The organism is Halapricum sp. CBA1109 (assembly GCF_009741825.1).
Lineage (GTDB): Archaea > Halobacteriota > Halobacteria > Halobacteriales > Haloarculaceae > Halapricum.
The window spans coordinates 1-22384 of record NZ_WPCA01000021.1; the positions used below are offsets into that span (position 1 = coordinate 1).

The 22384-nt window shown below is 65.9% G+C and carries 22 protein-coding genes, 1 tRNA gene and 2 pseudogenes; 16 read left to right on the forward strand and 9 right to left on the reverse strand.

The annotated features are described in order from the left end of the window. Nucleotides 1–66 precede the first annotated feature (66 nt). Both GJ629_RS04045 and GJ629_RS04050 read right to left on the reverse strand, forming a co-directional pair. Nucleotides 67–1881, reverse strand: coding sequence for a nitrite/sulfite reductase (locus GJ629_RS04045; protein ID WP_157511864.1), 1815 nt, complete (start codon nucleotides 1879–1881; stop codon nucleotides 67–69). A gap of 90 nt (nucleotides 1882–1971) precedes the next feature. Further along, nucleotides 1972–2310, reverse strand: coding sequence for a hypothetical protein (locus tag GJ629_RS04050; RefSeq protein ID WP_157511865.1), 339 nt, complete (start codon nucleotides 2308–2310; stop codon nucleotides 1972–1974). Between the two features lie 297 nt (nucleotides 2311–2607). Between GJ629_RS04050 and GJ629_RS17495 the strand changes: the two genes are divergently transcribed. The 4 genes from GJ629_RS17495 to GJ629_RS16815 all read left to right on the forward strand — a co-directional run bounded on the left by GJ629_RS17495 (nucleotide 2608) and on the right by GJ629_RS16815 (nucleotide 4194). Beyond that, the gene (locus tag GJ629_RS17495; protein ID WP_255475207.1) at nucleotides 2608–2736 is read left to right on the forward strand and encodes a hypothetical protein; all 129 of its coding nucleotides are present in this window, start codon (nucleotides 2608–2610) and stop codon (nucleotides 2734–2736) included. 131 nt (nucleotides 2737–2867) lie between these two features. Further along, complete coding sequence (locus GJ629_RS04055; RefSeq protein ID WP_157511866.1) at nucleotides 2868–3548, forward strand: hypothetical protein; 681 nt, start codon at nucleotides 2868–2870, stop codon at nucleotides 3546–3548. A 40-nt stretch (nucleotides 3549–3588) separates the two neighbouring features. Then, nucleotides 3589–3662, forward strand: a tRNA-Lys gene (locus GJ629_RS04060). Nucleotides 3663–3798: 136 nt separating this feature from the next. Beyond that, nucleotides 3799–4194, forward strand: a complete 396-nt coding sequence (locus GJ629_RS16815; protein WP_157511867.1) for a hypothetical protein — start codon at nucleotides 3799–3801, stop codon at nucleotides 4192–4194. Here GJ629_RS16815 and GJ629_RS04070 read toward each other — a convergent pair. Continuing rightward, nucleotides 4077–5183 (reverse strand): hypothetical protein, encoded by a 1107-nt coding sequence (locus GJ629_RS04070; RefSeq protein ID WP_157511868.1) that lies wholly within the window; start codon nucleotides 5181–5183, stop codon nucleotides 4077–4079. The two genes, GJ629_RS16815 and GJ629_RS04070, sit on opposite strands and share 118 nt — an antisense overlap. A 115-nt stretch (nucleotides 5184–5298) precedes the next feature. Here GJ629_RS04070 and fer point away from each other — a divergent pair, with 115 nt between their 5' ends. From fer to GJ629_RS04095, 5 genes and pseudogenes are all read left to right on the forward strand, one after another. Further along, the gene (fer, locus tag GJ629_RS04075) at nucleotides 5299–6009 is read left to right on the forward strand and encodes a ferredoxin Fer (protein ID WP_370515783.1); all 711 of its coding nucleotides are present in this window, start codon (nucleotides 5299–5301) and stop codon (nucleotides 6007–6009) included. A gap of 74 nt (nucleotides 6010–6083) precedes the next feature. Next, complete coding sequence (locus GJ629_RS04080) at nucleotides 6084–6941, forward strand: hypothetical protein (RefSeq protein ID WP_157511869.1); 858 nt, start codon at nucleotides 6084–6086, stop codon at nucleotides 6939–6941. Between the two features lie 96 nt (nucleotides 6942–7037). Continuing rightward, a pseudogene (locus GJ629_RS04085) lies at nucleotides 7038–7939 on the forward strand (MBL fold metallo-hydrolase). A gap of 70 nt (nucleotides 7940–8009) precedes the next feature. Further along, nucleotides 8010–9890: an NAD-binding protein gene (locus tag GJ629_RS04090; protein ID WP_157511870.1), complete on the forward strand. Its 1881-nt coding sequence runs from the start codon at nucleotides 8010–8012 to the stop codon at nucleotides 9888–9890. Nucleotides 9891–9929: 39 nt separating this feature from the next. Continuing rightward, on the forward strand, nucleotides 9930–10280 hold the full coding sequence (locus GJ629_RS04095; RefSeq protein ID WP_157511871.1) for a rhodanese-like domain-containing protein: 351 nt from the start codon (nucleotides 9930–9932) through the stop codon (nucleotides 10278–10280). Between the two features lie 156 nt (nucleotides 10281–10436). Here GJ629_RS04095 and GJ629_RS04100 read toward each other — a convergent pair whose 3' ends face one another. From GJ629_RS04100 to GJ629_RS04110, 4 genes are all read right to left on the reverse strand, one after another. Further along, nucleotides 10437–11072 carry a peptide-methionine (S)-S-oxide reductase gene (locus GJ629_RS04100; RefSeq protein WP_157511872.1) on the reverse strand — a complete coding sequence of 212 codons (636 nt, stop codon included), beginning with the start codon at nucleotides 11070–11072 and terminating at the stop codon, nucleotides 10437–10439. Beyond that, entirely contained in the window at nucleotides 11069–11488 is a 420-nt protein-coding gene (msrB, locus tag GJ629_RS04105; protein ID WP_157511873.1) for a peptide-methionine (R)-S-oxide reductase MsrB, read from the reverse strand. The genes GJ629_RS04100 and msrB overlap by 4 nt, the downstream gene beginning before the upstream one ends. 133 nt (nucleotides 11489–11621) lie before the next feature. After that, nucleotides 11622–11744 (reverse strand): hypothetical protein, encoded by a 123-nt coding sequence (locus GJ629_RS17500; protein ID WP_255475208.1) that lies wholly within the window; start codon nucleotides 11742–11744, stop codon nucleotides 11622–11624. A gap of 247 nt (nucleotides 11745–11991) precedes the next feature. Next, nucleotides 11992–13398: an aspartate ammonia-lyase gene (locus tag GJ629_RS04110; RefSeq protein WP_157511874.1), complete on the reverse strand. Its 1407-nt coding sequence runs from the start codon at nucleotides 13396–13398 to the stop codon at nucleotides 11992–11994. Between the two features lie 100 nt (nucleotides 13399–13498). On the opposite strand from GJ629_RS04110, the pseudogene GJ629_RS04115 reads away from it, so the two are divergent. The 5 genes and pseudogenes from GJ629_RS04115 (at nucleotide 13499) to GJ629_RS04135 (ending at nucleotide 19086) form a co-directional block, all read left to right on the forward strand. Continuing rightward, nucleotides 13499–14469 (forward strand): annotated as a pseudogene (locus GJ629_RS04115) (Gfo/Idh/MocA family protein). 370 nt (nucleotides 14470–14839) lie between these two features. Beyond that, a complete protein-coding gene (locus GJ629_RS04120) occupies nucleotides 14840–15985 on the forward strand; it encodes an ABC transporter substrate-binding protein (RefSeq protein ID WP_231754482.1) in 1146 nt (381 codons plus the stop codon). A gap of 25 nt (nucleotides 15986–16010) precedes the next feature. Then, nucleotides 16011–17006, forward strand: a complete 996-nt coding sequence (locus GJ629_RS04125; protein ID WP_157511876.1) for a carbohydrate ABC transporter permease — start codon at nucleotides 16011–16013, stop codon at nucleotides 17004–17006. 67 nt (nucleotides 17007–17073) lie between these two features. After that, on the forward strand, nucleotides 17074–17895 hold the full coding sequence (locus GJ629_RS04130) for a carbohydrate ABC transporter permease (protein ID WP_157511877.1): 822 nt from the start codon (nucleotides 17074–17076) through the stop codon (nucleotides 17893–17895). 33 nt (nucleotides 17896–17928) lie between these two features. After that, nucleotides 17929–19086, forward strand: a complete 1158-nt coding sequence (locus GJ629_RS04135) for an ABC transporter ATP-binding protein (RefSeq protein WP_157511878.1) — start codon at nucleotides 17929–17931, stop codon at nucleotides 19084–19086. Nucleotides 19087–19095: 9 nt separating this feature from the next. Here GJ629_RS04135 and galK read toward each other — a convergent pair whose 3' ends face one another. Next, nucleotides 19096–20157 carry a galactokinase gene (gene galK, locus GJ629_RS04140; RefSeq protein WP_157511879.1) on the reverse strand — a complete coding sequence of 354 codons (1062 nt, stop codon included), beginning with the start codon at nucleotides 20155–20157 and terminating at the stop codon, nucleotides 19096–19098. Between the two features lie 25 nt (nucleotides 20158–20182). Here galK and GJ629_RS04145 point away from each other — a divergent pair, with 25 nt between their 5' ends. Then, a complete protein-coding gene (locus tag GJ629_RS04145) occupies nucleotides 20183–20323 on the forward strand; it encodes a hypothetical protein (protein WP_157511880.1) in 141 nt (46 codons plus the stop codon). Next, a complete protein-coding gene (gene galT / locus GJ629_RS04150; protein ID WP_157511881.1) occupies nucleotides 20316–21287 on the forward strand; it encodes a galactose-1-phosphate uridylyltransferase in 972 nt (323 codons plus the stop codon). The genes GJ629_RS04145 and galT overlap by 8 nt, the downstream gene beginning before the upstream one ends. Nucleotides 21288–21453: 166 nt before the next feature. On the opposite strand, the gene GJ629_RS04155 is transcribed toward galT, so the two are convergent. Further along, nucleotides 21454–22347 carry a prenyltransferase gene (locus tag GJ629_RS04155; protein ID WP_370515782.1) on the reverse strand — a complete coding sequence of 298 codons (894 nt, stop codon included), beginning with the start codon at nucleotides 22345–22347 and terminating at the stop codon, nucleotides 21454–21456. Between the last annotated feature and the right edge of the window lie 37 nt (nucleotides 22348–22384).

Genomic DNA, 22384 nt, shown 5'->3' on the forward strand with positions numbered 1-22384 from the left:
TCCGGGGGTTTCCCGCAGCGGGCGAAGCCGCGAGGAAACCCCCGAACTGTCAAAAAGTGGGTACGTTTAGTCGTCAGACGGGAGCGGTGTGCCCTCGCCGTCGGTCGGCGCGGGCGAGGCGTCCATCGAGTCGTCGCCGTCGGCGTAGGGGTACCACGTCTGCTTGGTGTTGTGCATATACGGGTCGTCGTAGCTGGTCTCCTCGGGGTCGACGAACTCCGAGAGGGTCTCCTCGTCGTGGCGGGCGACGAAGTCACGGAAGGTCTCTCGCTCGACGGCTTCGCCGTCTCGCCCTCGTTGTCCCTCCGGGACAACGCGCTCCTCCCGGTTGTCCTCGAAGTTGGCCAGCAGGTTCTTGATGGCGCCGGGGACCTCGTCGGCGGGGACGCGCATCTCGACCCAGTCGGCGAAGCGCGGTTCGTCACCGAGGCCGCCGCCCAGACCGATGTCCAGCGCCTCGACCGGTTCGCCGTCCTTGCGCGTCTTCATCCCGCGCAGGGAGACGTCGGCGATCTGGGGCTGGGCACAGGATGCCGTACAGCCCGAGAGGTGGATGTGGAACTCGTCGTGGTCCTCCGGGAGGTCGACGTTGTCGCGCAGCCAGCGGGCGTACCGGACCTGTCGGTTCTTCGTCTCGACGATAGAGAGCGAGCAGTACTCGGTGCCCGTACAGGCGATAGAGCCGCGCATAAAGGGGCTCGGGTCCGGCGAGTAGTCTTCGAGCAGGTCCTCCGCGAGGAAGTCCTCAAGGTTCTCCTCAGGGATGTCCGTGACGATGATGTTCTGGCGCTGGGTCAGCCGGACTTCGCCCGAACCGTACTCCTCGGCGAGGTCGGCGAGTTCCAGCACATCGTCGGCACCCTGTCGGCCGACGAGGACGTTCAGGCCGACGTAGTAGTTGCCGTCTTGCTGCTCGTGGACGCCGACGTGGTCGTTGTGGCCGTCCTGCGTGCCGGTGTTGTAGGTGTACTGGTCACGCATATTCTCGCCGGCGGACTGGAGCTCGAAGTCGACGAACTCCTCCTGGAGGACCCGACGCATCTTCTCGGGGCCCCACTCGTCCATCAGGAACTTGATGCGGGCGTTGAACCGGTCCTCGCGGTCGCCGTACTCACGGAACAGCGCGGACATCCCGGCGGCGAGGTCGGCGGTCTTCTCCTCGGGCACCCAGACGTCGATGTCGCGGGCGAAGCGCTCCTCCTTGCGGGAGAGGCCGCCGCCGACGCGGACGTTGAAGCCGACGTCGCCGTCCTTCTCGGCGGGTTCGAACGCGAGGTCGTTGATATCGCCCTGCGCACAGCCCTCGTCACAGCCGGCGACGGCCACCTTCCACTTCCGGGGGAGGTTGGCGTAGTCGTCGTCGCCCTTGAACGTCTCGTGGAGGTTCTCGGCGACGCTCCACGCGTCGACGTGTTCGTGTTTGTCCTTGCCGGCGACCGGACAGCCGACGATGTTCCGCCAGGAGTCACCGCAGGCCTGTTGGGTCGAGAGGCCGACCGACTCCAGTTTCTCGAATATCTCCGGGATGTCCTCTAGCTTGATCCAGTGGAGTTGGACCGACTGGCGGGTCGTCCAGTCACAGTAGGCGTCGCCGAACTCGGGGTTGTCCGCGGGACCGGTGGCGTACTCCTTGGCCACCTCGCCGATGACGCGGAGTTGTCCGGGCTTGATGACGCCGTTCGGTGTCCCGATGCGCATCATGAAGTAGCTCTCTTGGCCCGAACGCTGGTGATACAGGCCCCACCACTTGAACCGCTCGAACCACGCGTCGTGCTCGTCCTCGGGTATCGACTCCCAGCCCTCCTCGGCGAACTCCATCAGGTGGTCACGGATCTCGTTCCCGTAGACCTCGTCTTTCCACTTCTCGACCTTCGTTGGCATTCGTATCTACCATTCACGCGTGCCTCCCATATACGACCCTTCTTGTCGTCAACCTTCCCTCCCTCTCCCTAAAAGAAGAACTTGTTGCCGCTACTCGCTCGTCGCCAGCCGCAGTCGCTTCTGGGGAATATGAGTGCTTTCGAGGGTGACCGAGTAGAATTCGCCAGTTTCGGGGTCGATGACGCGGCCGACGGGGAGCCAGTCGGTGACGCCGCTCTGTCCACAGCCGATACACTGGCCGGCGATGCGCGCCTCGACGTTCGGGTGGTCGACGCCGACTTCGACGAACCCTTCCGCGAGGAAATCGGTCGGTTCACACCCACAGAAGTCGCTTCGAGCCAGTAGCCACAGGTCGCTGACGTTCACCTCCCGGGAGTCGTTGACGCTGATCCACGCCCCGTCGTCTAGCTGGTGGACATCTGTCGTCATTAGATGTCATTACGAGTCCGACACTCCTCAGTCCGTCGCCGTCGCCAAGTTTCGCCGCATCGTCGGCACACCGCTCCCGTACGGCGGTGACTGTCTCACGGTACCACGGGCCGGCATATCGGGTTCGTGTAACAGGTGCCGGCAACAACTGTCGCGAAGGGGAAGTTCGGGACAGGATTACGGGTGAACGCGGCCTTATGATGTGGGCTGTCTAACGATGGGTTGACGACCACACTGGCAGCGGGAGACGACCCGATCGTACCGACCCGTTGCTGTCTGCGGTGGAGGCAATCACAAATGAGTGAATCACAGGCGGAACACGAACGCGAAGAACCGGTCGACGAGCACCTCGAAGACGTAGACGACGGCTGTGGCTGTACCGAGATCTGGGAGCATCTTTCGGAAGGCCGTGACGACGACGACTGACAGTGTTTCTTGTCGCTGTGTCCCGGTTCGACCGCCCGAAGTTGGGCGGTCGATACCGAAATGACCTACAGGGAACACTATGACGCACACAGGCGCGTCGTTTTTTACTACACGGCTCGTTGCCACAACCGATGACCGCCGAGGAGCCAGAGGGACGACTGCCAGCCGACCGTGAGTCACCCGTCGGTCACCCGGTGGTCCGCGGCGACCCACAGGTCACCGGCCAGCGGCCGGACGAGGCAGTCCAGTTCGACCCCGACGACCCGGAGAGCCTCGCACGCGCCGTGGAGACGGTCCGGGCGTTCGCCGACAACACGGCCGGCAACGAGGACAACGTCTTTATGCTCCGGGGCGCGGCCGCGTGTGCCGCTCTCGTCCGCGGCGAGGGGTCGTACAAGGCCGCTGCGGAGCGAGCGGGCGGTCCCGCGACCGTCGCGTTCATCCGGAAGTGGTCGCGCGTCCACGACCTCCCGCAGTCGATCCGCCGGCACGTCGCCCGCGGCGAGATCGCTCCGACGGCGGCCAAACACATCGCCCGCGTCTCGGGGGAGTCGCGTTTCCTCCTCGCGTGGGCGGTCCTCGACCACGACCTCACCGTCCGGGAGGTCCGGTCGACCGCGAGTCGCGTCAGCGACGGCGAGAGCGTCCCGGACGCCCTCCGAGCGGTCGGGTACAGCCTCGGTTCGGTCGCGCTCTCGCTCCCGCCGAGCACGTACCTGCAACTCCGGCGACAGGCGTCGCTGCACGACCAGGATATCGACGGACTGGTCGCCGACGCCGTCGACACGTACCTCGACGGGGACGGCCGGTAATCGTAAGTACTTAGCCGCTGTCCCCCACAGGTTCGAGCGAGGGCTGGTAGCTCAGTCAGGCAGAGCGTCTGGCTTTTAACCAGACGGTCGGGGGTTCAATTCCCTCCCAGCCCGTTTCTGCGAACAACCCGTGAGCAGTAGCGCTGGTGGAACTGAACCCAGTCAGTCGCGCGCAGCGAAGCGAGCACGTCTGAGTCCGTCTCCTTCGGGAACCGATTGTTTTAGGAGGCTGAGACGAGTCGTGACCGGTATGAACCGTTCCATCTCGGACACGTTCGAACCGCTCGGCATCGCCGTCGGCGGGTTCCTCGTCCTCGTCGCGCTGGGGACGCTCGTGGGGACGCCGTGGCAGACGAACAACGACGCGGTGGTCTCGGCCGTCCAGCTAGTCGGCGTCCTGCTGACGGCCGCCGTCGCGTCGGCCTCGTCTGGCTCGCACGCCAGTCCGAGTGACGGCCGTCTCTCTTCTCGAAACCGGTCGTGTCGACGCGTCGCGGACGGACACGGAAAATCAGCGAGCGAGTGTCGTCAGTCCTTGACCGGGAGGTACGCCGCCGCCAGCAGGATGATCGCCGCGAACCACGAGAGGATGGTGACGCCCCAGAGGCCGGCCATCCGCTCGTTGTACTTCTCGATGGTCTCCTGATCGGACCGGTAGTCCTCCCACGTGCTCGTGGTGTTCTCGCTGAGTTGGACGCTGCTTCCGTTGGTGAAGTGGACGAGATACTCCGTGTCGCCGAGGGTCACCGAGCCCCCTTCCGCGAGGTCGATCATATTCGTCCGGGAGTCGGTCCACGACAGCGGCACGGACGCGGACGTGATGTTTCCGATTTCGGTGTCGTTGCCGGCGTAGAACAGCATCTCGCCCTCCGAGAACTCCTTGAGCTCCGGCTCAGGGAGGTACTCGCTGAGCGGGACGTCGCTCCCGTTGCGGAAGTCGACGCGCTCGACGCCGGTGTTCGTGCTCGTCTCGTTGAACGCGTCGGGGTCCTCACGGAGCAGGCGTGACGTGTTGATCTGCTGGAGGAACGACATCGTCGTCGGGTCCGTCGCGTTCGGGATCAGAACCCGATAGGGATCGGCCTGCACCAGTTCGGCCTCGGTGTCGGTCACCGAGTCCACCGTCGCCCCGAGGACGGGCGCGCCGTCCTGCCGGAAGGTCACGGTTCCGTCGACCGGCACCGACTCGACGGACGCGTTCGCGGTGTCGTTAGTCTGCTCGACCAACTCCAGCGCCGCCGGGTCGGCCGTCGTGTTCAACTGGACGGTGGCGTCGCTCCCGTTGAACCGGACCGTCGACCCGGCGGCGAGGGTCGTCCGGTCGAGCGCCTGTCCGTCCCACTGGACGGTCGGCCACGACGCCGTCGTGTTGTTCGCTATCGACGCGGTGTAGGTGGCGCTCTCGTCGGTCCAGGTCAGGTTGCCGGCGAACGTCGTCTCGCCCGCCTCGTCGGTCGTCTGCCCGATGGCGTTGACCGTGTACGTCGTCCCGTTCTCGGTGATGGTGTCTCCGGTGGCGTACGCCGGTCCTTCGATGGAGACCTGCGGCTCCTCCGCCAGTCCCGTGAAGGCGTACGCCCCGCCACCTATCACGAGCAAGAGCACGAAATAGATCGCCGCAACGCGTCGTTGCATACCCGAACGGTCGGTATCGACTGCCTTTAACGGTTACCCTTCTGGTTGCACACATCTTCCAGCAGTTCTTGAGGAGGAACGCGGGGACTTATACGTCCGAGCCGTAGTGACCACCGTGTCCTCGCCGTACGAGATACTCGGCGTCGACGCCGACGCGGACGACGCCGAGGTGCTCGAAGCCTACCGTGAACGGGTCAAGGAGGCCCACCCGGATCAGGGGGGATCGACCGCCGAGTTCCAGGCCGTCAAGACGGCCTACGAGCGGATCAAGTCGGGATACCAACCGAGCGACGACGCCGACGGAAGCGCGGAGCCGACTCCGTCGCGCAACGGCCACCGGAACCGAGCGGCCGACGCGGGACCGACGTCATCTCCGGATCCCGAACCGGACCCCGAACCGGACGGCCGGGTCGTGGAGTATCTCAACTACGAGGTGATGATGGACCACGGCTGGGAACTCTCAGAGGACGACCTCTTCGAGAAGGCCGCGGCCCTCGATCTAGACGAGGAGGACTACGGGAGACTCGTCGTCGACGACAACGAGACGCTCCTAGAGGCGGCCGAGGAGGCCGGGTACGCGTGGCCGTTCGCCTGCCGTGGCGGCGCCTGCACGAACTGCGCCGTCGCAGTCATCGAGGGCGAGGTGCCGAAGCCGAAAGGCCACATCCTCCCGCCGGACATGATCGAGCGCGGGATCCGACTCTCGTGTCTCGCGGCCCCGACGACCGGCGAGAGCAAGATCGTCTACAACGTCAAGCACCTCCCGGGCGTCGAGGACCTGTTGCTGTCGGCCACCAGATTCGAGAAGAGCCGGTCGGTCGATTGACAGTTCGTCTTCCACGATAAACTGCCTCGAATATCGGTAAATATATTCCCCGGGGTAAGGTACACCCGGCTAGCATGAAGACCCGCACGATAGTTATCGCCTTGGCTCTCGTCGGTGCCCTCGCCTACGGGAGCTATATGACCTTTCAGGTAGATCTCGATAGCGGCGAGTCGAGCAACAACACGACCTACGACGTGACGTCGCTGCCGAACACGACGGGGGTGACCTACGCCAACGAGTCCCGCGTCTTCCAGATGGAGGAAAACGGCTACACGTTCTTCGCACAGCTCGGGGCCGGGCTGTTCGGGACGGACGCCAGTGACCTCAGATATGAAGTCAATCTGACCGAGCCGGTGCCGTACTTCGACGGCGAGACGGACACGTTCATCGTCGAGATGGTCCCGCAGTACGTCGGCGAGGACCCGGGGATGGAGTACACCTTCACCGCTGTCGGGACGGGTGGGAACGCCAACGCCTCCTTCAGCGAACAGATGGTCTACGGGGCGACTCCCTCCGAACGGACCCGAAACGTCACGCGCCTCAGCCAGGAGCTGAACAACCAGACCGGCTTCGAGGAGCGCGTCCCCTACGAGGAGATGATGTTCGCGCTGACGCAGTACCCGTACAACCAGTCGATGCCGGCGCTGAACTTGACGGACTCCTGGGAGCGGACCGTCGGCGACCGGACCATCACCTTCGAGGCTGGCGACACCCGGACCTACGGTGAGAACCCGCTGTACTCCGCGACCAACATCACGATGACGGCCGGTGGAGAACAGCTCGGAACGTTCTCCTACAGCGAACTGAAGAACCTCCCGCGGAAGATAACCTACACCGACGCGGCCGACACGGCGGTCGAAGGGATCTCCTTCGAGCGCGCCACCGGACAGGCCGAATGTAGCGGCGAGGAACCGTCGCCGAACTGCGAGTAACTCACTCGCTCCTCCTCTCGGTCACTGCCCTCACCAGCGGCGCGACCGTCCCGCTTCGGGCGAGAGCTTTTGTCCGTGCCCGGCGGTGACTGAGGTATGGCCATCGGCGACGTCTCACAGCCCGCCGGACTCGCGGGGTATCACTACGTCGACACCGGGATGTACGCGGTCCCCGAGTACGGCTCGGTGTACCTAATCGACGACGACCGGCCGACGCTGGTCGACACGGGTATCGGTGCCGATATCGACCGAATCTTCGGCCTGCTGGACGCCGCCGGCGTCGCGCCCGCGGACCTCTCGTGTATCGCCGTGACACACGTCCATCTGGACCACGCCGGTGGCGTCGGGCGCCTCCTCACGGAGTGTCCGAACGCCGAGGTGTACGTCCACGACATCGGGGTCGACCACCTCGCGGACCCCTCGGCGCTGTGGGCGGGCACGAAGGACGCCGTGGGCGAGCAGATCCAGTTCTACGCCGAGCCGAAACCGGTCCCCGAGGACCGGATTACGGGGATCACCGACGGCGACGAGATAGCCATCGGCGACCGGACGCTGCGCGCTCACCACGCGCCCGGCCACGCGCCACACCAGGTCGTCTTCGAAGTCCCCGAGGACGACGCGGTGTTTACCGCCGACGCGGCCGGCATCTACTCGCCCTCGACCGACTCCGTTCACGTCACCAGCCCGCCCCCGCAGTTCGACCTCGAACAGGCGCTGGCGGACGTTTCGATGCTCCGAGATATCGACCCCGAGTGGCTGCTGTACGCCCACTTCGGCCCGGCTGAAACCGAGGACCGACTGGCGACCTACGCCGACCGACTCGAAGCGTGGGTCGCGGACGTGGCCGAGTGCGCGAGGACGCGAGCGACGACGCGGCGGTGGTCGAGCAGTTCCGCGAGCAGGTCGAGACGCCGGCGACGTGGTCCGAGACGAAGGCTCGGGCGGAGGTCGGGATGAACGTCCGGGGCGTCCTCGCGTATCTCGACCAGCGACACTGATGCCGCTTGACGGCAGTGATTGCGTTTATATGTCGGCCACGCATTCCCCCGGGCATATGGTGGTGTTCTGATGGCCGGGTCGGCGACGCTGACCGCACTGGTCGCGGCTATCTTCGCGCTCGGTGTGCTGGCACAGTTGCTCGCCGCTCGCCTACGGCTCCCGAGCATCATCTTCTACATCGTCGCCGGCCTCGCAATCGGCCCCGTCTCGGGGCTCGTCCTCGAAGAGCGGCTGGTTTCGCCGGAGACGTTCGGCGGGACGGGACCGCTGTCGGCCATCGTCGGGTTGGCGGTGGCGATCATCGTCTTCGAGGGGGCCTTCCACCTCCACCGCGACCGGATCCGCGAGGCCCCGGCGGCGACGTTCCGGCTCGTGACCGTCGGCGCGGCCATCGCGCTGATCGGCACGGCGACGGTCGTCCACTTCGTCATCCCCGACGCCGGGTGGGCCATCTCGTTCCTCATCGGCGCGCTGCTGGTCGCGACCGGACCGACCGTCATCACGCCGATTCTGAAGATCGTTCCGGTCCGGGACCGCGTGGCCGCGGCGCTGGAGACGGAGGGTATCGTCAACGACGTGACGGCGGCTATCATCGCCGTCATCGTCTTCGAGGTGATTCTCATCCGCGGGCAGCCACCGGTGGCACTGGTCAGTGCCTTCGCCACCCGCCTCGGCGAGGGACTGCTGGTCGGGATCATCGTCGCGGGCATCGTCTACTATCTGTTGCGATACGTCGACATCTCGCCGGGCGACGCGCCGCGCAACGCCCGGTTGCTCGTCCTCGCGGGGGCGCTAGTCTCCTACGCGGCCGCGAACGTGCTGGCGACGGAGGCCGGCGTCGCCGCGGCCGCGACGGCCGGCTTCCTGCTGGGCAACCTCGACATCCCCTACAAACAGGAGATTCTCGACTTCAAGGGCGACGTGACGCTGTTGGTGCTGTCGTTCGTCTTCATCGCACTGGCGGCCCTGTTGGACCTCCACGCCCTCGCCGAGGTCGGACCGCTCGGACTGATCGTCGTCGCAGCCGTGGCGCTGGTGATCCGCCCGTTTCTCGTGTTCGTCTCCACGACCGGCGACCGGTTCTCCGTCCAGGAGCGACTGTTCATCAGCTTCGTCGGTCCGCGCGGGATCATCCCGGCGTCCGTCGCGACGCTGTTCGCGGTTCGGCTCCGGGGCGAGGGGATGGTCGCCGAGGCGGACATCCTGCTGGGGACGGTCTTTCTGGTCATCCTGTTGACGGCGCTGTTCGAGGGCGGGTTCGCCCGCAAGATAGCGGAATATCTGGACGTGATACCAATGCGAGTCATCATCGTCGGCGGCGGACGTGTCGGGCGATCACTCGCGACCCGCCTCGAGGACCGGGGCGAGAGTGTCGTGATGATCGAAACGAACGAGGCGGTCGTCGAGACCGCACGCAACGAGGGGTTCACCGTCGAACACGGCGACGGGACCGACACAGAGGCGTTGCGCGCGGCGGGCGTCGAGAACGCGAAGATCGTCGCCGCGGTGACGGGCGACGACGACGCGAACCTGCTGGTCGCCCAGTTGGCCTCCTCGAAGTTCGACGTCGAACGGATCATCGCCCGGGCGAACAACCCCGACAACGTCGAGGCCTTCGAGGATCTGGGCGTCCGGACCATCTCCTCGTCGATGGCGACGGCGTGGGCCATCGACAACCAGATCGAGCGCCCGGCGCTGGCCAACTGGATGACCAACCCCGATCAGGGCGAAGTGCAGGAACTGGAACTCCGAAACGACGGGCTCGCGGGGCGGACGCTGGCCGAGATCGGCCCGGACCTCCCGGAGGGCTGTCTGGTCGCGCTGGTGACCCGCGACGACGAAACGACCGTTCCGACCTCGGAGTTCACCTTCGAGATGGGCGATATGGTGACGCTACTCGGTCAACACGACGCCGTCCACGAGGGGATGGCGATGTTCGACGCGGACTGAACCGAAGGCCGTTTGTCCGCCCGGCCGCCAAAAGCGTGTATGGACGGCGAGATTCACGTCGACGAACTGGTGTCGCTGCTGGAGGACGACGAGGAGACGATCGAGATAGTCGACATCCGCCAGCCGGCGTCGTTCGCCCGCGGCCACATCCCCGACAGCGAGAACGTGCCGCTCCCGGAACTGGTCGACAACGTCGAGGAACTCGACACCGACGCCGACCGCATCGTCACGGTCTGCCCCCACGGCGAGTCCAGCGTGCAGGCCGCGCGCCTCATCGCCTCCTACGAGGGTATCGAGGACACGCCGGTCGAGAGCCTCGCGGAGGGTCTCACTAGCTGGCGCGGCCCGATAGAGACGGCGCCCCAGTCCGCCGACGACAGCCCGTTCTAATCGTCCGACTACCGAGAGTGCGGTGTCGACGTGGTGGCTCGGTCGAGAAACGCCTCGTCACAAGGGGCTCGGCGGGGGTAACGGCTCGTCATCGCCACCGACCGGCGGTAGACCACCCGGCGGGAAAAACTCGTCTATTATGCCTGTGAGCGCTCGTCACCGGAACTGTCGTGACCTCGCCTCTAGAACGCCGAAGTCGTCGTCTTCGGGGAGGTCGTTTCCGCCCGCGAGTCCGTTGAGCGTGGCTGCGGCCGGCGATTCTCTGAGTTCCCGGTCGCCGTAGCCCGCCGTCTCGAAGGCGTCCAGCAGGTCGGGGGCTGCCCGAAGGCTGTGTTTCTGGTGGTAGTCCTCGGCGACGGTGAACCCGGAAAGGTCCTCGACGCGTGTGGCGATGTCGTCGGTGAGTCCACGCGCCTCGAGGACAGCACCGAGCGTCGACCGTTGGTCGTCACCGTCGGCGAACACCACGTTCTGGTACTGGGTCTTCGAGACCTGTCTGGTGGGGTCGTGGCTGTCGAACACCACCTCCATGATGTCCCGGTAGCACAACACTGTGGGGTCGATGTCGACCTGTACCACCTCGGTATGCTCGCCCAGTGCGTGGTAGGTCGGGTCAGGCTTCGTCCCGCCGGCGTACCCGACACGGGTACGGACGACGCCCTCCATCGCACCGAACCGGGCGTCCGGTCCCCAGAAACACCCGAGGCCGAACGTGACTGTCTCCGTCGCCGCGGGGTCGGGAGCGTCGCGGTCGTACTCCCGGAGCATCGTCGGCGTGAGGTGCCCGGTCATCCCTCTGCCTCGAAGGTGAGCGCGACGCCGTTGATGCAGTGGCGCTTGCCGGTCGGTTCGGGCCCGTCGTCGAAGACGTGGCCGAGGTGGCCCCCGCAGTTCGCACAGATCACCTCGGTCCGGCCGCCGAACCCGAGGATACCGCCGTCCCGACGCGTCCCGATGGCGTCCGCCGCGACCGGAGCCCAGAAACTCGGCCACCCCGTCCCGGAGTCGAACTTCTCGTCGGTCCGGTACAGCGCCTGCCCGCACCCGGCACAGCGGAACACGCCCGGGTCCTCGACGTCCAGCAACGCGGAGGTGTACGGCCGTTCGGTCCCGCCTTCCCGGAGGACCCGGTGTTCGTGATGGGAGAGTCGCTCCGCCCACTCGGCGTCGGTCAGGGCCGCCGGGTCGCGTGTCGTCCCGTCGCTCATACCAGTGGCTACGTGCGCGACGGGGAAGACTCTGAGCCTCTCCGGGACTCGCTGCGAGAAACCGTGTACCCCCTCTCACGTGGTGCCTCCGAATCCCCTCGATTGTGACACGGCAGACTCGCCGCCCCTGACGCTACCGCGACAGCGTCTCGCAGTCGGCCGCCGTCGACGACCAGAAACAGACGACCGTGCCGTCGCTCTTCCCCGAAACAGCTTCGACACCTGCGCTCGCCTCGGTAGTGGATTTAGAGCTCATCGTGTTGTCCTCCGTTATCGTGACAGCGTCTCACAATCTGCCGCCGTCGACGACCAGAAGCAGGCGACCGTCCCTTCGGTTTCCTCGGAACTCTCTGAAAGATCGTCTACTTTCGCGCTCACTTCGTCCGCTTGTTTGGAACTCATTGTACTTCCTACTCGGCGATCATCCAGTTTATAGCTTGTCCTGATATGGATATGACTGTCCGAACTGTTGGTATGTGTATAAGGTAAACTGAGGGCGGCGTTCAGTCCTCGCCGAGGATGCCGCGCTCGGTCATCTTCGCGGGGTCGAGCACCTCGTCGACCTCGCTCTCGTCGAGGTAGCCCTCCTCGAGGACGACTTCGCGGATGGTCTTGTCCTCGGCGAGGGCGCGCTTGGCGACTTTGCTGGCCTTGTCGTAGCCGATGGCGGGGTTCAGGGCCGTCGCAAGCGCCATGCTCTGCTCGACGCGTTCCTCGCAGTGTTGGCGGTCGGCTTCGAGTTTGGCGACGAACTTCTCGGCGAAGGCCTCGCTGCCGTTGGCGATCAGGTCGGCGCTCTGGAGGAAGTTGTGCGCCAGCACCGGTTTGTAGAGGTTGAGGTCGATCTGTCCCTCGGCGGCCCCGGCCGAGACGGCGGCGTCGTTACCGAGTACCTGTTTGTGGAGTTGGTTGACCGCCTCGGCGACGACGGGGTTGATCTTGCCGGGCATAATGGAGGATCCGGGCTGGTTTTCGGGTTGCTCTATCTCGCCGAGACCGTTCCGCGGGCCGGAGGCCAGTAGCCGCAGGTCGTTGGCTATCTTGTTGAGGCTGCCGGCGACGGTCCGCAGAGCGCCGTGGGCCTCGCTCATCGCGTCGTGGGCGGCTTGGGCCTCGAAGTGGTCGTCGGCCTCACGGAACGCGATGCCCGTCTCCTCGCCGATGTACTCCGCCGCGAGTTCGGGGAACTCGGGGTGGGTGTTCAGGCCCGTCCCGACGGCCGTCCCGCCCAGCGCGAGTTCCTGCAGGCGCGGCCGGGCGTCCTCGACGCGTTCGATGCCCTTCTGGATCTGGGTTCGGTAGCCGCCGAACTCCTGGCCCAGCGTGACGGGCGTGGCGTCCTGGAGGTGGGTGCGGCCGGTCTTGACTACCGTCTCGAACTCCTCCTCTTTTTGGCCCAGTTCGTCGGCCAGCGTCTCCAGTGCCGGGAGCACCTCCTCGACCAGCGCCGTCGCGCCCGCGACGTGCATCGCCGTCGGGATCACGTCGTTTGAGGACTGGCCGAAGTTGACGTGGTCGTTGGGGTGTATCTCGCGGGTGCCGAGGTCGCCGCCGTAGATTTCGGTCGCGCGGTTGGCGATCACCTCGTTTGCGTTCATGTTGGTCGAGGTGCCGCTGCCGGTCTGGAAGACGTCGACCGGGAACTGGTCGTCGTGGTCACCGGCGATGACCTCGTCTGCGGCCTCGATGATGCAGTCGGCTTTGTCCTCGGGGACGGTCCCGAGGTCGCGGTTGGCCTGTGCGGCGGCCTTCTTCACGACGCCCAGCGCCCGGACGAACTGCCGTCCGAAGCTGATGCCGCTGATGGGGAAGTTCTCGACGGCGCGCTGTGTCTGTGCGCCCCAGTAGGCGTCGGCCGGGACCTGCATCTCGCCGAGGCTGTCCGACTCCGTTCGGTAGTCCTCCGTCATATCCGAGGGGTCGGCCGGCGGCGATAAAATCCCACTGGTAGGGAACGTCCAACACGGTGGTCGGTGACACGTTTATGCCCTCGCCGGGTGAACGCCGACTATGCGATTCGGTGTTCTCAGCACGGCCAAGATCGGACGCGAAGACGTGATTCCCGGGATACAGGCCAGCGACCACGAGGTACTGGCCATCGCTTCGCGGGACGCCGACCGCGCGGCCACCGTCGCCGCCGACCTCGACATCCCCCGCAGTTACGGGAGCTACGAGGCGCTGCTGGCCGACGACGACCTCGACGCAGTGTACATTCCCCTCCCCAACGCCCTCCACGCCGAGTGGACGCGGGCGCCGCCGACGAGGGACTGCACGTCCTCTGTGAGAAGCCGCTGGCGACGGACGCCGAGTCGGCGGCCGCACTCCACGACTACTGCGCCGACCGCGGCGTCACGCTGATGGAGGCGTTCATGTATCGCTTCCACCCGCGGACGGAACGGGCGGCGGAGATAGTCCAGACGGAACTGGACGGCGTCCACGCTGTCGACGCTACGTTCAAGTTCGCCCTGCGGGGTCGCCCGGACGACATCCGGCTGAACCCCGAACTGGCGGGCGGGAGCGTGATGGACGTGGGCTGTTACGCCATCAGCGCCGCGCGGTTGTTCCTCGGCGAACCCGACAGCGTCACCGCCCACACACACGACAGCAGGGACAGCGGCGTCGACACCGATATGGCCGGCCTGCTGTCCTACGACGACGGCTCGCTCGCCCGCGTCGCCTCGGGGTTCGACACGCCGGCGACACAGACCTACCGCGTCGAGGCGGAAAACGGCTGGCTGGCAGTCGAGGAGGCCTTCGACGTCTCCGGGCCGGCGACGCTCACCTACGCCGTCGACGGCCGGGAAGTGACCGAGACGTTCGACCCCGCCGACCACTACCGACTGGAGGTCGAGCACTTCGCCGACTGTGCCGCCGCGGGCCGACAGCTCCGCATCGACGCCGCGGAGACGGCCGCGAACATGGCCGTCATCGACGCCGTCTACGAGAGCGCCGAGACTGGTGACTCAGTTGTGATAGATTGAGTAACACCTAAGAAAAATGTGGTATTACGAGATGTATTTTTTCTTCAAACGTCACTACTCGCTGTCACCGGTAGGCTGCGCTTATCGGACGTTAATCGCTGTATAGTCCCAGAATAGGGGTTTCCTGCTGTGGGGAGGAGTATTTAGTCTGGATATTACATCAGCAATGATCATTATTTATACGAGAAGAACTAAATAGGCTCCCGTCCCACGTTTTCGTAGTCACACGCTGACAAACGGTGACACAACTATGACTGATGATACCAATCGTATTTCACGGCGCACAGTAGTCAAGACGAGTGGGGTCGCCGTTGCGGCGGGGCTCGCGGGGTGTAGCGGCAGTGACGACGGATCCGACGGGATCCAGTTGTTGCACGCGTGGTCCGAGGGCGACGGCAACGCGGCTATCGCGGCGCTCATCGAGGGGTTCCAAGAGGAGCACCCTGACATCGAGTTCAGCGAGGACCCGGTCGACGGGGCGGCCCGGAGCAACCTCGATCAGGTTATCAGCAACCGACTCCAGTCCAACGACCCGCCGAGCACGTTCCAGACGTGGCCGGGCAAGACACTGGAGAAGTTCGGCGACGCCTACGCCGACATCGAGGGCGACGTCTGGAACGACGATCTGAAGAACAACTACCGGTCGGGGCCACAGGAGCAGGCCCAACTCGACGGGACGTACGTCACAGTCCCGATCAACATCCACCGGATCAACAATCTCTTCTACAACACTGCTGTCGTCGAGGAGGCCGGCGTCGACCCGACGTCGTGGAGTTCGCCGAGCGACGTGGTCGACGGCTGTGCACAGATTTCCGAGGAGACCGACGCCGTCCCGTTCGCTCACCAGACAAGCAGCGCGTGGTCGACCAGCCAGCTCTGGGAGACTGTCTTCCTCGCGATGGCCGGCGCCGACGGGTACGACGACTTCCTCAACGGCGAGGGCGACGAGTCGACGGTCGAGGACGCCTTGGCGAACGTCGTCGAACTGGAGGAGTACTTCCCCGGCAACTCCTCGTCCATTGGCTTCACCGAGGCGAACACGATGGTCCAGGAGGGCGAGGCGGCGTTCATCCATCAGGGTGACTGGGCCGCGGGCGCCTACTCCGGCAACGACAGCTTCAATTACGGCGAGGATTGGGACTACGTCCCCTACCCCGGAACGAGCGGGAGTTACCTCCTGAACATGGACTCGTTCCCGTACTTCGACGACAACCCGACCCCCGAGGACACGAAGACGTTCCTCAGTTACTGCGGGACTACCGACGCCCAGATCAGGTTCAACCGCGAGAAGGGGTCCATCCCGCCGCGCGAGGACGCGGACGTCTCACAGTTGAACCAGTTCCAGCAAGACCAGTTCGATCACTTCACCAACGCCGACGCCCAGCCGCCGTCGATAGAGCACGGCCTCGGCGTCGTGCCGCAGGTCAAGACGAACATCAGCGAGGCCTTCAGTGCCTTCATCGAGAGCTACGACGCGGGCGCGACCGCTGGTGACCTCGTCGGCGCGTTCAACTGATCGAAACGCACCTCACCTCGCATTTATGCGCAATCCACTAACGGTACTCAAGCGCCTCGTGTCCGACAGCGGCGACGCCCGCACGGACGGCGGGACGGCCTCGTCGGGGACGTCGCTGTTGAGCCGTGACTCCATCCGTTCGGCCCCCTTCTGGCTCCCGCCGTTCCTGCTGGTCGGGTTGTTCGTCTACGGTGCCATCCTCTGGAACGTCGTCCTGTCGCTGACGGACTTCCAGGGGCTGGGCGACCCGAACTACGGCGACCTCGACTTCGAGAACTACGTCGTCGCCTTCGACGGCGGGACGCCGAGTTGGACGGACTACTCCATCGACCCGATATGGAACGCCACGCAGAACACCGTCGTTTTGATGGTCGCGTTCGCCATCGTCTGTCTGGCGCTGGGCCTGTTGCTCGCCATCCTGGTCGACCAGCAGATCCGATTCGAGAACACGTTCCGGACGATATACCTGCTGCCGATGAGCCTCTCGTTCGTCGTCACGGCCAAGTTCTGGCTGTACATGTACGACTACAACACCGGGCTCGTCAACATCGCGCTCGGAGCGTTCGGTTTCGGGCCGATCGAGATCGTCCAGAACCCCGACCTCAAACTCGCGGCAGTGGCGTTCGCCCTGATATGGCAGTACAGCGGCTACGCGATGGTGGTGTATCTCGCCGGGTTGCGGGCCATCCCGTCGAGCCACTTCGAGGCCGCCCGCGTCGACGGGGCCAGCACCATCCGGATGTACTGGCGGGTCATCATCCCGCAACTCCGGACCGCGACGGTCAGCGCGCTGGTCGTCCTCGTCGTGTTCTCGCTGAAGGCCTTCGACTTCCTGTTCTCGATGTACGGCGGGTACAACCCCGGTCCCTCGGCCGACATCCTCGCGACCCAGATGGTCCGTGAGGCCTACGGGAACCAGAACTGGGCCTACGGCTCGTCCATCGCCGTCGTCCTCTTCCTGATGGCGCTGGCGGTCGTCGCACCGTACATCTACTCCCAGTACAGGCAGGGGCAACTATGAGTCAGGAACAAGAGGGTGGGGTCGGGTTCCGCTCAGGCGTACCGGGCTCTACGTCGTCCTGATCGGGATGATCGTGTTCTACCTCATCCCCATCGAGACGGGGCTGATGACCGCGATAACCGACCCCAGCGCCTACACCGGGAGCGCCCCGTATCTCCCGCCCGCGCCGGGCGACGTGAGCCTCGGGCCGTTCACCAACGCCGTAGACGCGTTGAGTCAGGGGCTGGCAAACAGCTTCATCCTCGTCGTCCCGGCGACCATCCTCTCGGGACTGCTCGGGAGCATGGCGGCCTACGGGCTGACGACCGTCGACTGGAAGGGCCAGATCGGCATCTATATGCTGTTCGTCGCGGGGATATTCATCCCCTACCAGGCCGTGCTCGTTCCGCTGACGCAGTTCTGGTACAACGTCGTCCCGCTGCGGACGACCGTCGAGTCCGTCGCGCCGATGATCCCGCTGTTACAGGAGTTCCACTGGAAACTCATCGCGCTGATCGTCACGCACACGGCGTACGGGATCCCGATCTGTACGCTGTTGTTCCGGGCGCACTACAAGAAACTCTCCGACGAGATGGTCGAGGCCGCGCGCCTCGACGGCGCGTCGATCACCCGGATCTACCGGCGCATCATCCTCCCGCTGTCGGTGCCGATGTTCGCCGTGGTGTTCATCTACCAGTTCACCCAGATCTGGAACGACCTGCTGTTCGCGCTGACGATCATCCAGTTCGGCGACGCCTCGGTCGTCACGCAGGATCTGGTCAGTATCGGCGTCTCACAGGAGGGGACGAACTTCCCGCTCCGGATGGCGGCAGCGCTCGTCGCGGCACTGCCGACGCTGCTGGTCTACATCTTCTTCGGCGACAAGTTCGCCAAAGGGGTGACGGCCTAGCATGACCACTCTCTCACAATCAGGTGATCGCTAATGGCAGAACTCACACTCGACTCGATAACGAAGGTATTCACTGAAGACGACGGCAACGAGATCGTCGCGGTCGACGACGTCGACTTCGAGATAGCCGATGGGGAGTTCCTCGTCCTCGTCGGTCCCTCCGGCTGTGGGAAATCGACCACGCTCCGGATGGTCGCCGGGCTGGAGACGATCACCGAAGGCGAGATCCGACTCGGCGGCAGGCGGATCAACGACAAGCCGCCGGCCGAGCGCAACATCGCGATGGTGTTCCAGTCCTACGCGCTGTACCCCCACATGACCGTCAAGCAGAACATGAGCTTCGGGCTGGAGGAGTCGACGGATATGTCCGACGACGAGATCGACGAGATCGTCACGGACACCGCCGAGATGATGGGGATCGCGAACCTGCTCGACCGGAAACCGGACGACCTCTCCGGCGGCCAGCAACAGCGCGTCGCGCTCGGCCGCGCTATCGTCCGGGACCCCGAGGCGTTCCTGATGGACGAGCCGCTCTCGAACCTCGACGCGAAGCTCCGGGCGACGATGCGGACCGAACTCCAGCGCCTCCAGGAGGACCTGGGCGTGACGACGGTGTACGTCACCCACGACCAGACCGAGGCGATGACGATGGGCGACCGAATCGCCGTCCTCGACGACGGGATCCTCCAGCAGGTCGGGACGCCGCTTGAGTGTTACCACACGCCGAACAACTACTTCGTCGCCGGCTTCATCGGCGAGCCGTCGATGAACTTCTTCGAGTTGGACGTCGAAGGCGACGCCCTCGTCGGCGAGCACTTCGAGTATCCCATCTCGGACCAACTCCGTGGGGCCGTCTCGGGCAGCGACAGCGTCACGCTCGGCATCAGGCCCGAAGACGTCGAGTTCCGGGCGGACGCGATGCCGACCGAACCGACCGACTTTGCGTGTACCGTCGACGTCGTCGAACCGACCGGCGACGCGAACAACGTCTACCTCACCTTCGACGACGACAACAGCGACGAGCCGCGGACGTTCATCGTCACCGTCAGCGGGATGGACCGCGTCGAGAGCGGCGACAAGGTCGTCGCCCGGTTCCCGGAGTCGGCCATCCACCTCTTCGACGAGTTCTCCGGCGAGGCGCTGAAGAACCGCTCGCTGGAGGACGTCGAATCCGTCGACATCAGCATCTGAGGCGAGTGCTCACTCGCTGACGGTCACGCCGTCGGCCGGTTCGACGAGATACGTCGTCGCCTCGCGTTCGGGGAAGGCCGCCTCGTAGTCGTCCGCGACGGCGTCGGCGAACTGCGGCGCTACCTCGGCGTCGAGGGCGACGACGGCCGCGCCGCCCCACCCGGCACCGGTCAGGCGCGCGCCGTAGGCACCGTTCTCGACGGCGTACTCGACGATCCAGTCGAGTTCCGCCGTGCTGGCCTCGAACTCCTCGGCGAGGTCCCCGTGGGCCTCGACCAGCACGTCCCCGAACCGCTCCAGATCACCGTCGTCAAGCGCCGTCGCGGCCTGCCGGACCCGGGCGTTCTCCCGGACGACGTACCCCAGCCGACGGGCCTGTTCCGCGTCGAGACTCCCCAGCGCCGCCAAGTCGACCGACGGGGAGCGCTCGACATCGAGAGCGTCCAGCGCCGCTTGGACCGTCGCCCGGCGCTCGTTGTACGGCGTGTCCGACAGCGACCGCTCGACGCCGGTGTGGACGACCAGAAACTGGAGGTCGGTCGGGACGGGGACGCGGTTGAACGACTCGTTCCCGAGGTCCAGAAACAGCGCCTCGTTCTCGCGGGCGAGCGCGACCGAGAACTGGTCGAGCAGGCCACAGTCGACGCCGACGAAGTCGTTCTCGACGCGCCGGCCCAACCGCGCCAGTTCCGTCCGGGAGAGGTCGATGTCGTAGGCGGCGGCCAAAAGCGCCACCACGCCGACTTCGAGGCTCGCGGAGGAACTCAGTCCGCTCGCCAGCGGGAGGTCCCCGCCGATGGTCGCCTCGATGCCGCCGGGGTCGTACCCCTCCGACTGGAGGACGGCGTAACAGCCCCGGACGTAGTCGGTCCAGTCGCCGACCGGTTCGGGGTCGGCGACGTCGAAGGTCCGCGTCTCGGCCATCGCCTCGGAGGTGACGGTGACGTTCCCGGCCGTCTCGGCCTCGATGGTGGTCGCCAGATCCGTCGCGACGGGCATCGCGTACCCGCCACTGTAGTCTGTGTGTCCGCCGACGAGGTTGACGCGACCGGGCGAGCGCACGTGGTACATACTCCAGTGGCGGGCCGCTGTCGTCGTGAGTGTTGCGGACTCCGCAGGCTTATCGGGGTGGCACGCGACACCCTCGGGTATGGAGCGCGAGACCGTCGAGAACGACCACGGCCGGTACGTCCACCTCTACACGTTCCCGGCGGGGTCGGAGGCGGAGGATGACTGAACGGCGCTGGGACCCGTTCCAGCGCGAGTGGGTCGTCACCGCGACCCACCGGCAGGACCGGACGTTCAAGCCGCCCAAGGACTACTGCCCGTTCTGTCCGGCCGACCCGGACGACGAGGTGCCGACGGCCGTCCCGCGGGAGGAATACGACATCGCCGTCGTCGAGAACGCCTTCCCCTCCCTCCAGCCGGACCCGCCGGAGCCCGCCGTCGATGACGGCGACCTGTTCCGGGCGAAACCGGCGACCGGGGCCTGTGAAGTCGTGTTGTTCACCGACGACCACGACGCCGTCGTCTCGGAACTGCCGACCGAGCAGTTCCAACGGCTCGTCGCCGTCTGGCAGGACCGGTACCGTGACCTCGGGGCCGACCCGGACCACGAGTACGTCTACGTCTTCGAGAACCGCGGCGAGGAGATAGGCGTGACACTTGAGCACCCGCACGGACAGATCTACGCCTACCCGTTCGTCCCGCCCCGAATCCGGCGGGAACTCGACGCCAGCCGCGACCACCGCGAGGAGACCGGCGAGTGCCTGTTCTGTGACGTGCTGGCGGCCGAACGCGACGACGGCGCCCGGATCGTCGCCGAGACCGACCACTTCACCGCCTTCGTCCCGTTTCAGGCCCGGTACGCCTACGAGATGCACGTCTACGCCGACGACCACCTCCCGTCGCTGGACGAGTTCGAGGGGCGCCACGTCGACGACCTCGGTCGGATGTTGAAAGAGGTCCTCCTCCGCTACGACGCGCTGTTCGACTTCGAACTCCCCTACGTGATGGCGCTTCACCAGCGACCGACCGACGGCAGCGGCGACGGCTACGCCCACTTCCATATCGAGTTTTACCCGCCCCACCGGACGGCACAGAAACTCAAACACCTCGCCGGCAGCGAACGCGGCGCCGGCACGTTCGTCAACAACAAACTCGCCGAGGCGGCCGCCGCCGAGTTGCGCGAGTGCCTGTAGTTTAGGCCCACTCTTCAAGCGACGCGATGGCGTCGGATTTCAGCCACTCGTCGTCTCGTTCGCCTTCGAGGACCGCGCTGTCGCCTTCTATCGTGAACTGGGTCTGTGTCATACAACCATCTATGAGGGTGTGTCTTATAGCCTATACACCTAACAGCGTAGGCTCTCACCCAACGAGCACGTACACCCATCCCGCGGCCTGCCCGACGGCGAGGGTCACCATCGCCGCGACGGCCGGGAACGGCGAGCGCTGGCGGGTGTACACCCGGTAGCCGTAGGCCGCGACGACGAACGCGGGGAGACTCGCCGCCGTCACGACCGGCGGGACGACGGACCCGGTCAGCGCCAGCAGGAGGCTGGCAGCGAGGACGGTGAACGCGGCGTAGGCCCGCCGGAGTCGCGGCGGGTCCCACCGGGTCACCAGCGTCCGCTTGCCGACGGCGGCGTCGGCCGCCCTGTCCGGCCAGTGGGTCGCCAGCAGGTTGACCATCACGAGGACGGTGAAGGGGGCCATCGCCACCCCGACGGTCACCGGGAGGCCGCCGGTCTGGGTCGCGCCGCCGTACACCGGGAGCAACAACCCGCCGAGGACGGCGTTGGTCACCTCGCCGACGCCGCGGTAGACCAGTGCCAGCCCGACGGAGTACTGCCAGCCGAGGACGCCGATGACGGCGAGGACGGCGACAGCCGACAGCGGGAGGCCGTGCGTGAGGCATATCCCCGCGGCGGCGAGGCCGACGGCGAGCGCCGGCCAGGCCGCCCGGCGGGCAAAGGAGCGGTCGAGGCCGGTCCGCTGGAGCGCCCCGCTGCCGCCGGAGAAGGGCGTGCGCTCGGTCCGGGCGTCGGTCTCGTAGTCGGCGTACTCGTTGACGTAGTGGACCGAGACAGCCACCGGGAGCAGCGCCAGCAGGCCACCGACCAGCGCCGTCCGGTCGAGCGGCACCTCCCGGAGCGCGATGAGCGCCCCGAGCAGGTAGAGGAAGGCGATGAGCGCTAGCTGGGACGGGCGGGCGAGCGCCCACAGCGCCCACAGCCGTTCGCCCGTCTCGACCTGTGTCACGGGACCGCTTGGGAAGAGAGCGTCAAAAGCCCTCCGC

What these genes read in the sequence shown, in the direction of transcription:
- GJ629_RS04045 (WP_157511864.1), bottom strand. Translation starts at nt 1,881, where the DNA reads ATGCCAACGAAGGTCGAGAAGTGGAAAGACGAGGTCTACGGGAACGAG.
- GJ629_RS04050 (WP_157511865.1), bottom strand. Translation starts at nt 2,310, where the DNA reads ATGACGACAGATGTCCACCAGCTAGACGACGGGGCGTGGATCAGCGTC.
- GJ629_RS17495 (WP_255475207.1), top strand. Translation starts at nt 2,608, where the DNA reads ATGAGTGAATCACAGGCGGAACACGAACGCGAAGAACCGGTCGACGAG.
- GJ629_RS04055 (WP_157511866.1), top strand. Translation starts at nt 2,868, where the DNA reads ATGACCGCCGAGGAGCCAGAGGGACGACTGCCAGCCGACCGTGAGTCA.
- GJ629_RS16815 (WP_157511867.1), top strand. Translation starts at nt 3,799, where the DNA reads ATGAACCGTTCCATCTCGGACACGTTCGAACCGCTCGGCATCGCCGTC.
- GJ629_RS04070 (WP_157511868.1), bottom strand. Translation starts at nt 5,183, where the DNA reads ATGCAACGACGCGTTGCGGCGATCTATTTCGTGCTCTTGCTCGTGATA.
- GJ629_RS04080 (WP_157511869.1), top strand. Translation starts at nt 6,084, where the DNA reads ATGAAGACCCGCACGATAGTTATCGCCTTGGCTCTCGTCGGTGCCCTC.
- GJ629_RS04090 (WP_157511870.1), top strand. Translation starts at nt 8,010, where the DNA reads ATGGCCGGGTCGGCGACGCTGACCGCACTGGTCGCGGCTATCTTCGCG.
- GJ629_RS04095 (WP_157511871.1), top strand. Translation starts at nt 9,930, where the DNA reads ATGGACGGCGAGATTCACGTCGACGAACTGGTGTCGCTGCTGGAGGAC.
- GJ629_RS04100 (WP_157511872.1), bottom strand. Translation starts at nt 11,072, where the DNA reads ATGACCGGGCACCTCACGCCGACGATGCTCCGGGAGTACGACCGCGAC.
- msrB (WP_157511873.1), bottom strand. Translation starts at nt 11,488, where the DNA reads ATGAGCGACGGGACGACACGCGACCCGGCGGCCCTGACCGACGCCGAG.
- GJ629_RS17500 (WP_255475208.1), bottom strand. Translation starts at nt 11,744, where the DNA reads ATGAGCTCTAAATCCACTACCGAGGCGAGCGCAGGTGTCGAAGCTGTT.
- GJ629_RS04110 (WP_157511874.1), bottom strand. Translation starts at nt 13,398, where the DNA reads ATGACGGAGGACTACCGAACGGAGTCGGACAGCCTCGGCGAGATGCAG.
- GJ629_RS04125 (WP_157511876.1), top strand. Translation starts at nt 16,011, where the DNA reads ATGCGCAATCCACTAACGGTACTCAAGCGCCTCGTGTCCGACAGCGGC.
- GJ629_RS04130 (WP_157511877.1), top strand. Translation starts at nt 17,074, where the DNA reads ATGATCGTGTTCTACCTCATCCCCATCGAGACGGGGCTGATGACCGCG.
- GJ629_RS04135 (WP_157511878.1), top strand. Translation starts at nt 17,929, where the DNA reads ATGGCAGAACTCACACTCGACTCGATAACGAAGGTATTCACTGAAGAC.
- galK (WP_157511879.1), bottom strand. Translation starts at nt 20,157, where the DNA reads ATGTACCACGTGCGCTCGCCCGGTCGCGTCAACCTCGTCGGCGGACAC.
- galT (WP_157511881.1), top strand. Translation starts at nt 20,316, where the DNA reads ATGACTGAACGGCGCTGGGACCCGTTCCAGCGCGAGTGGGTCGTCACC.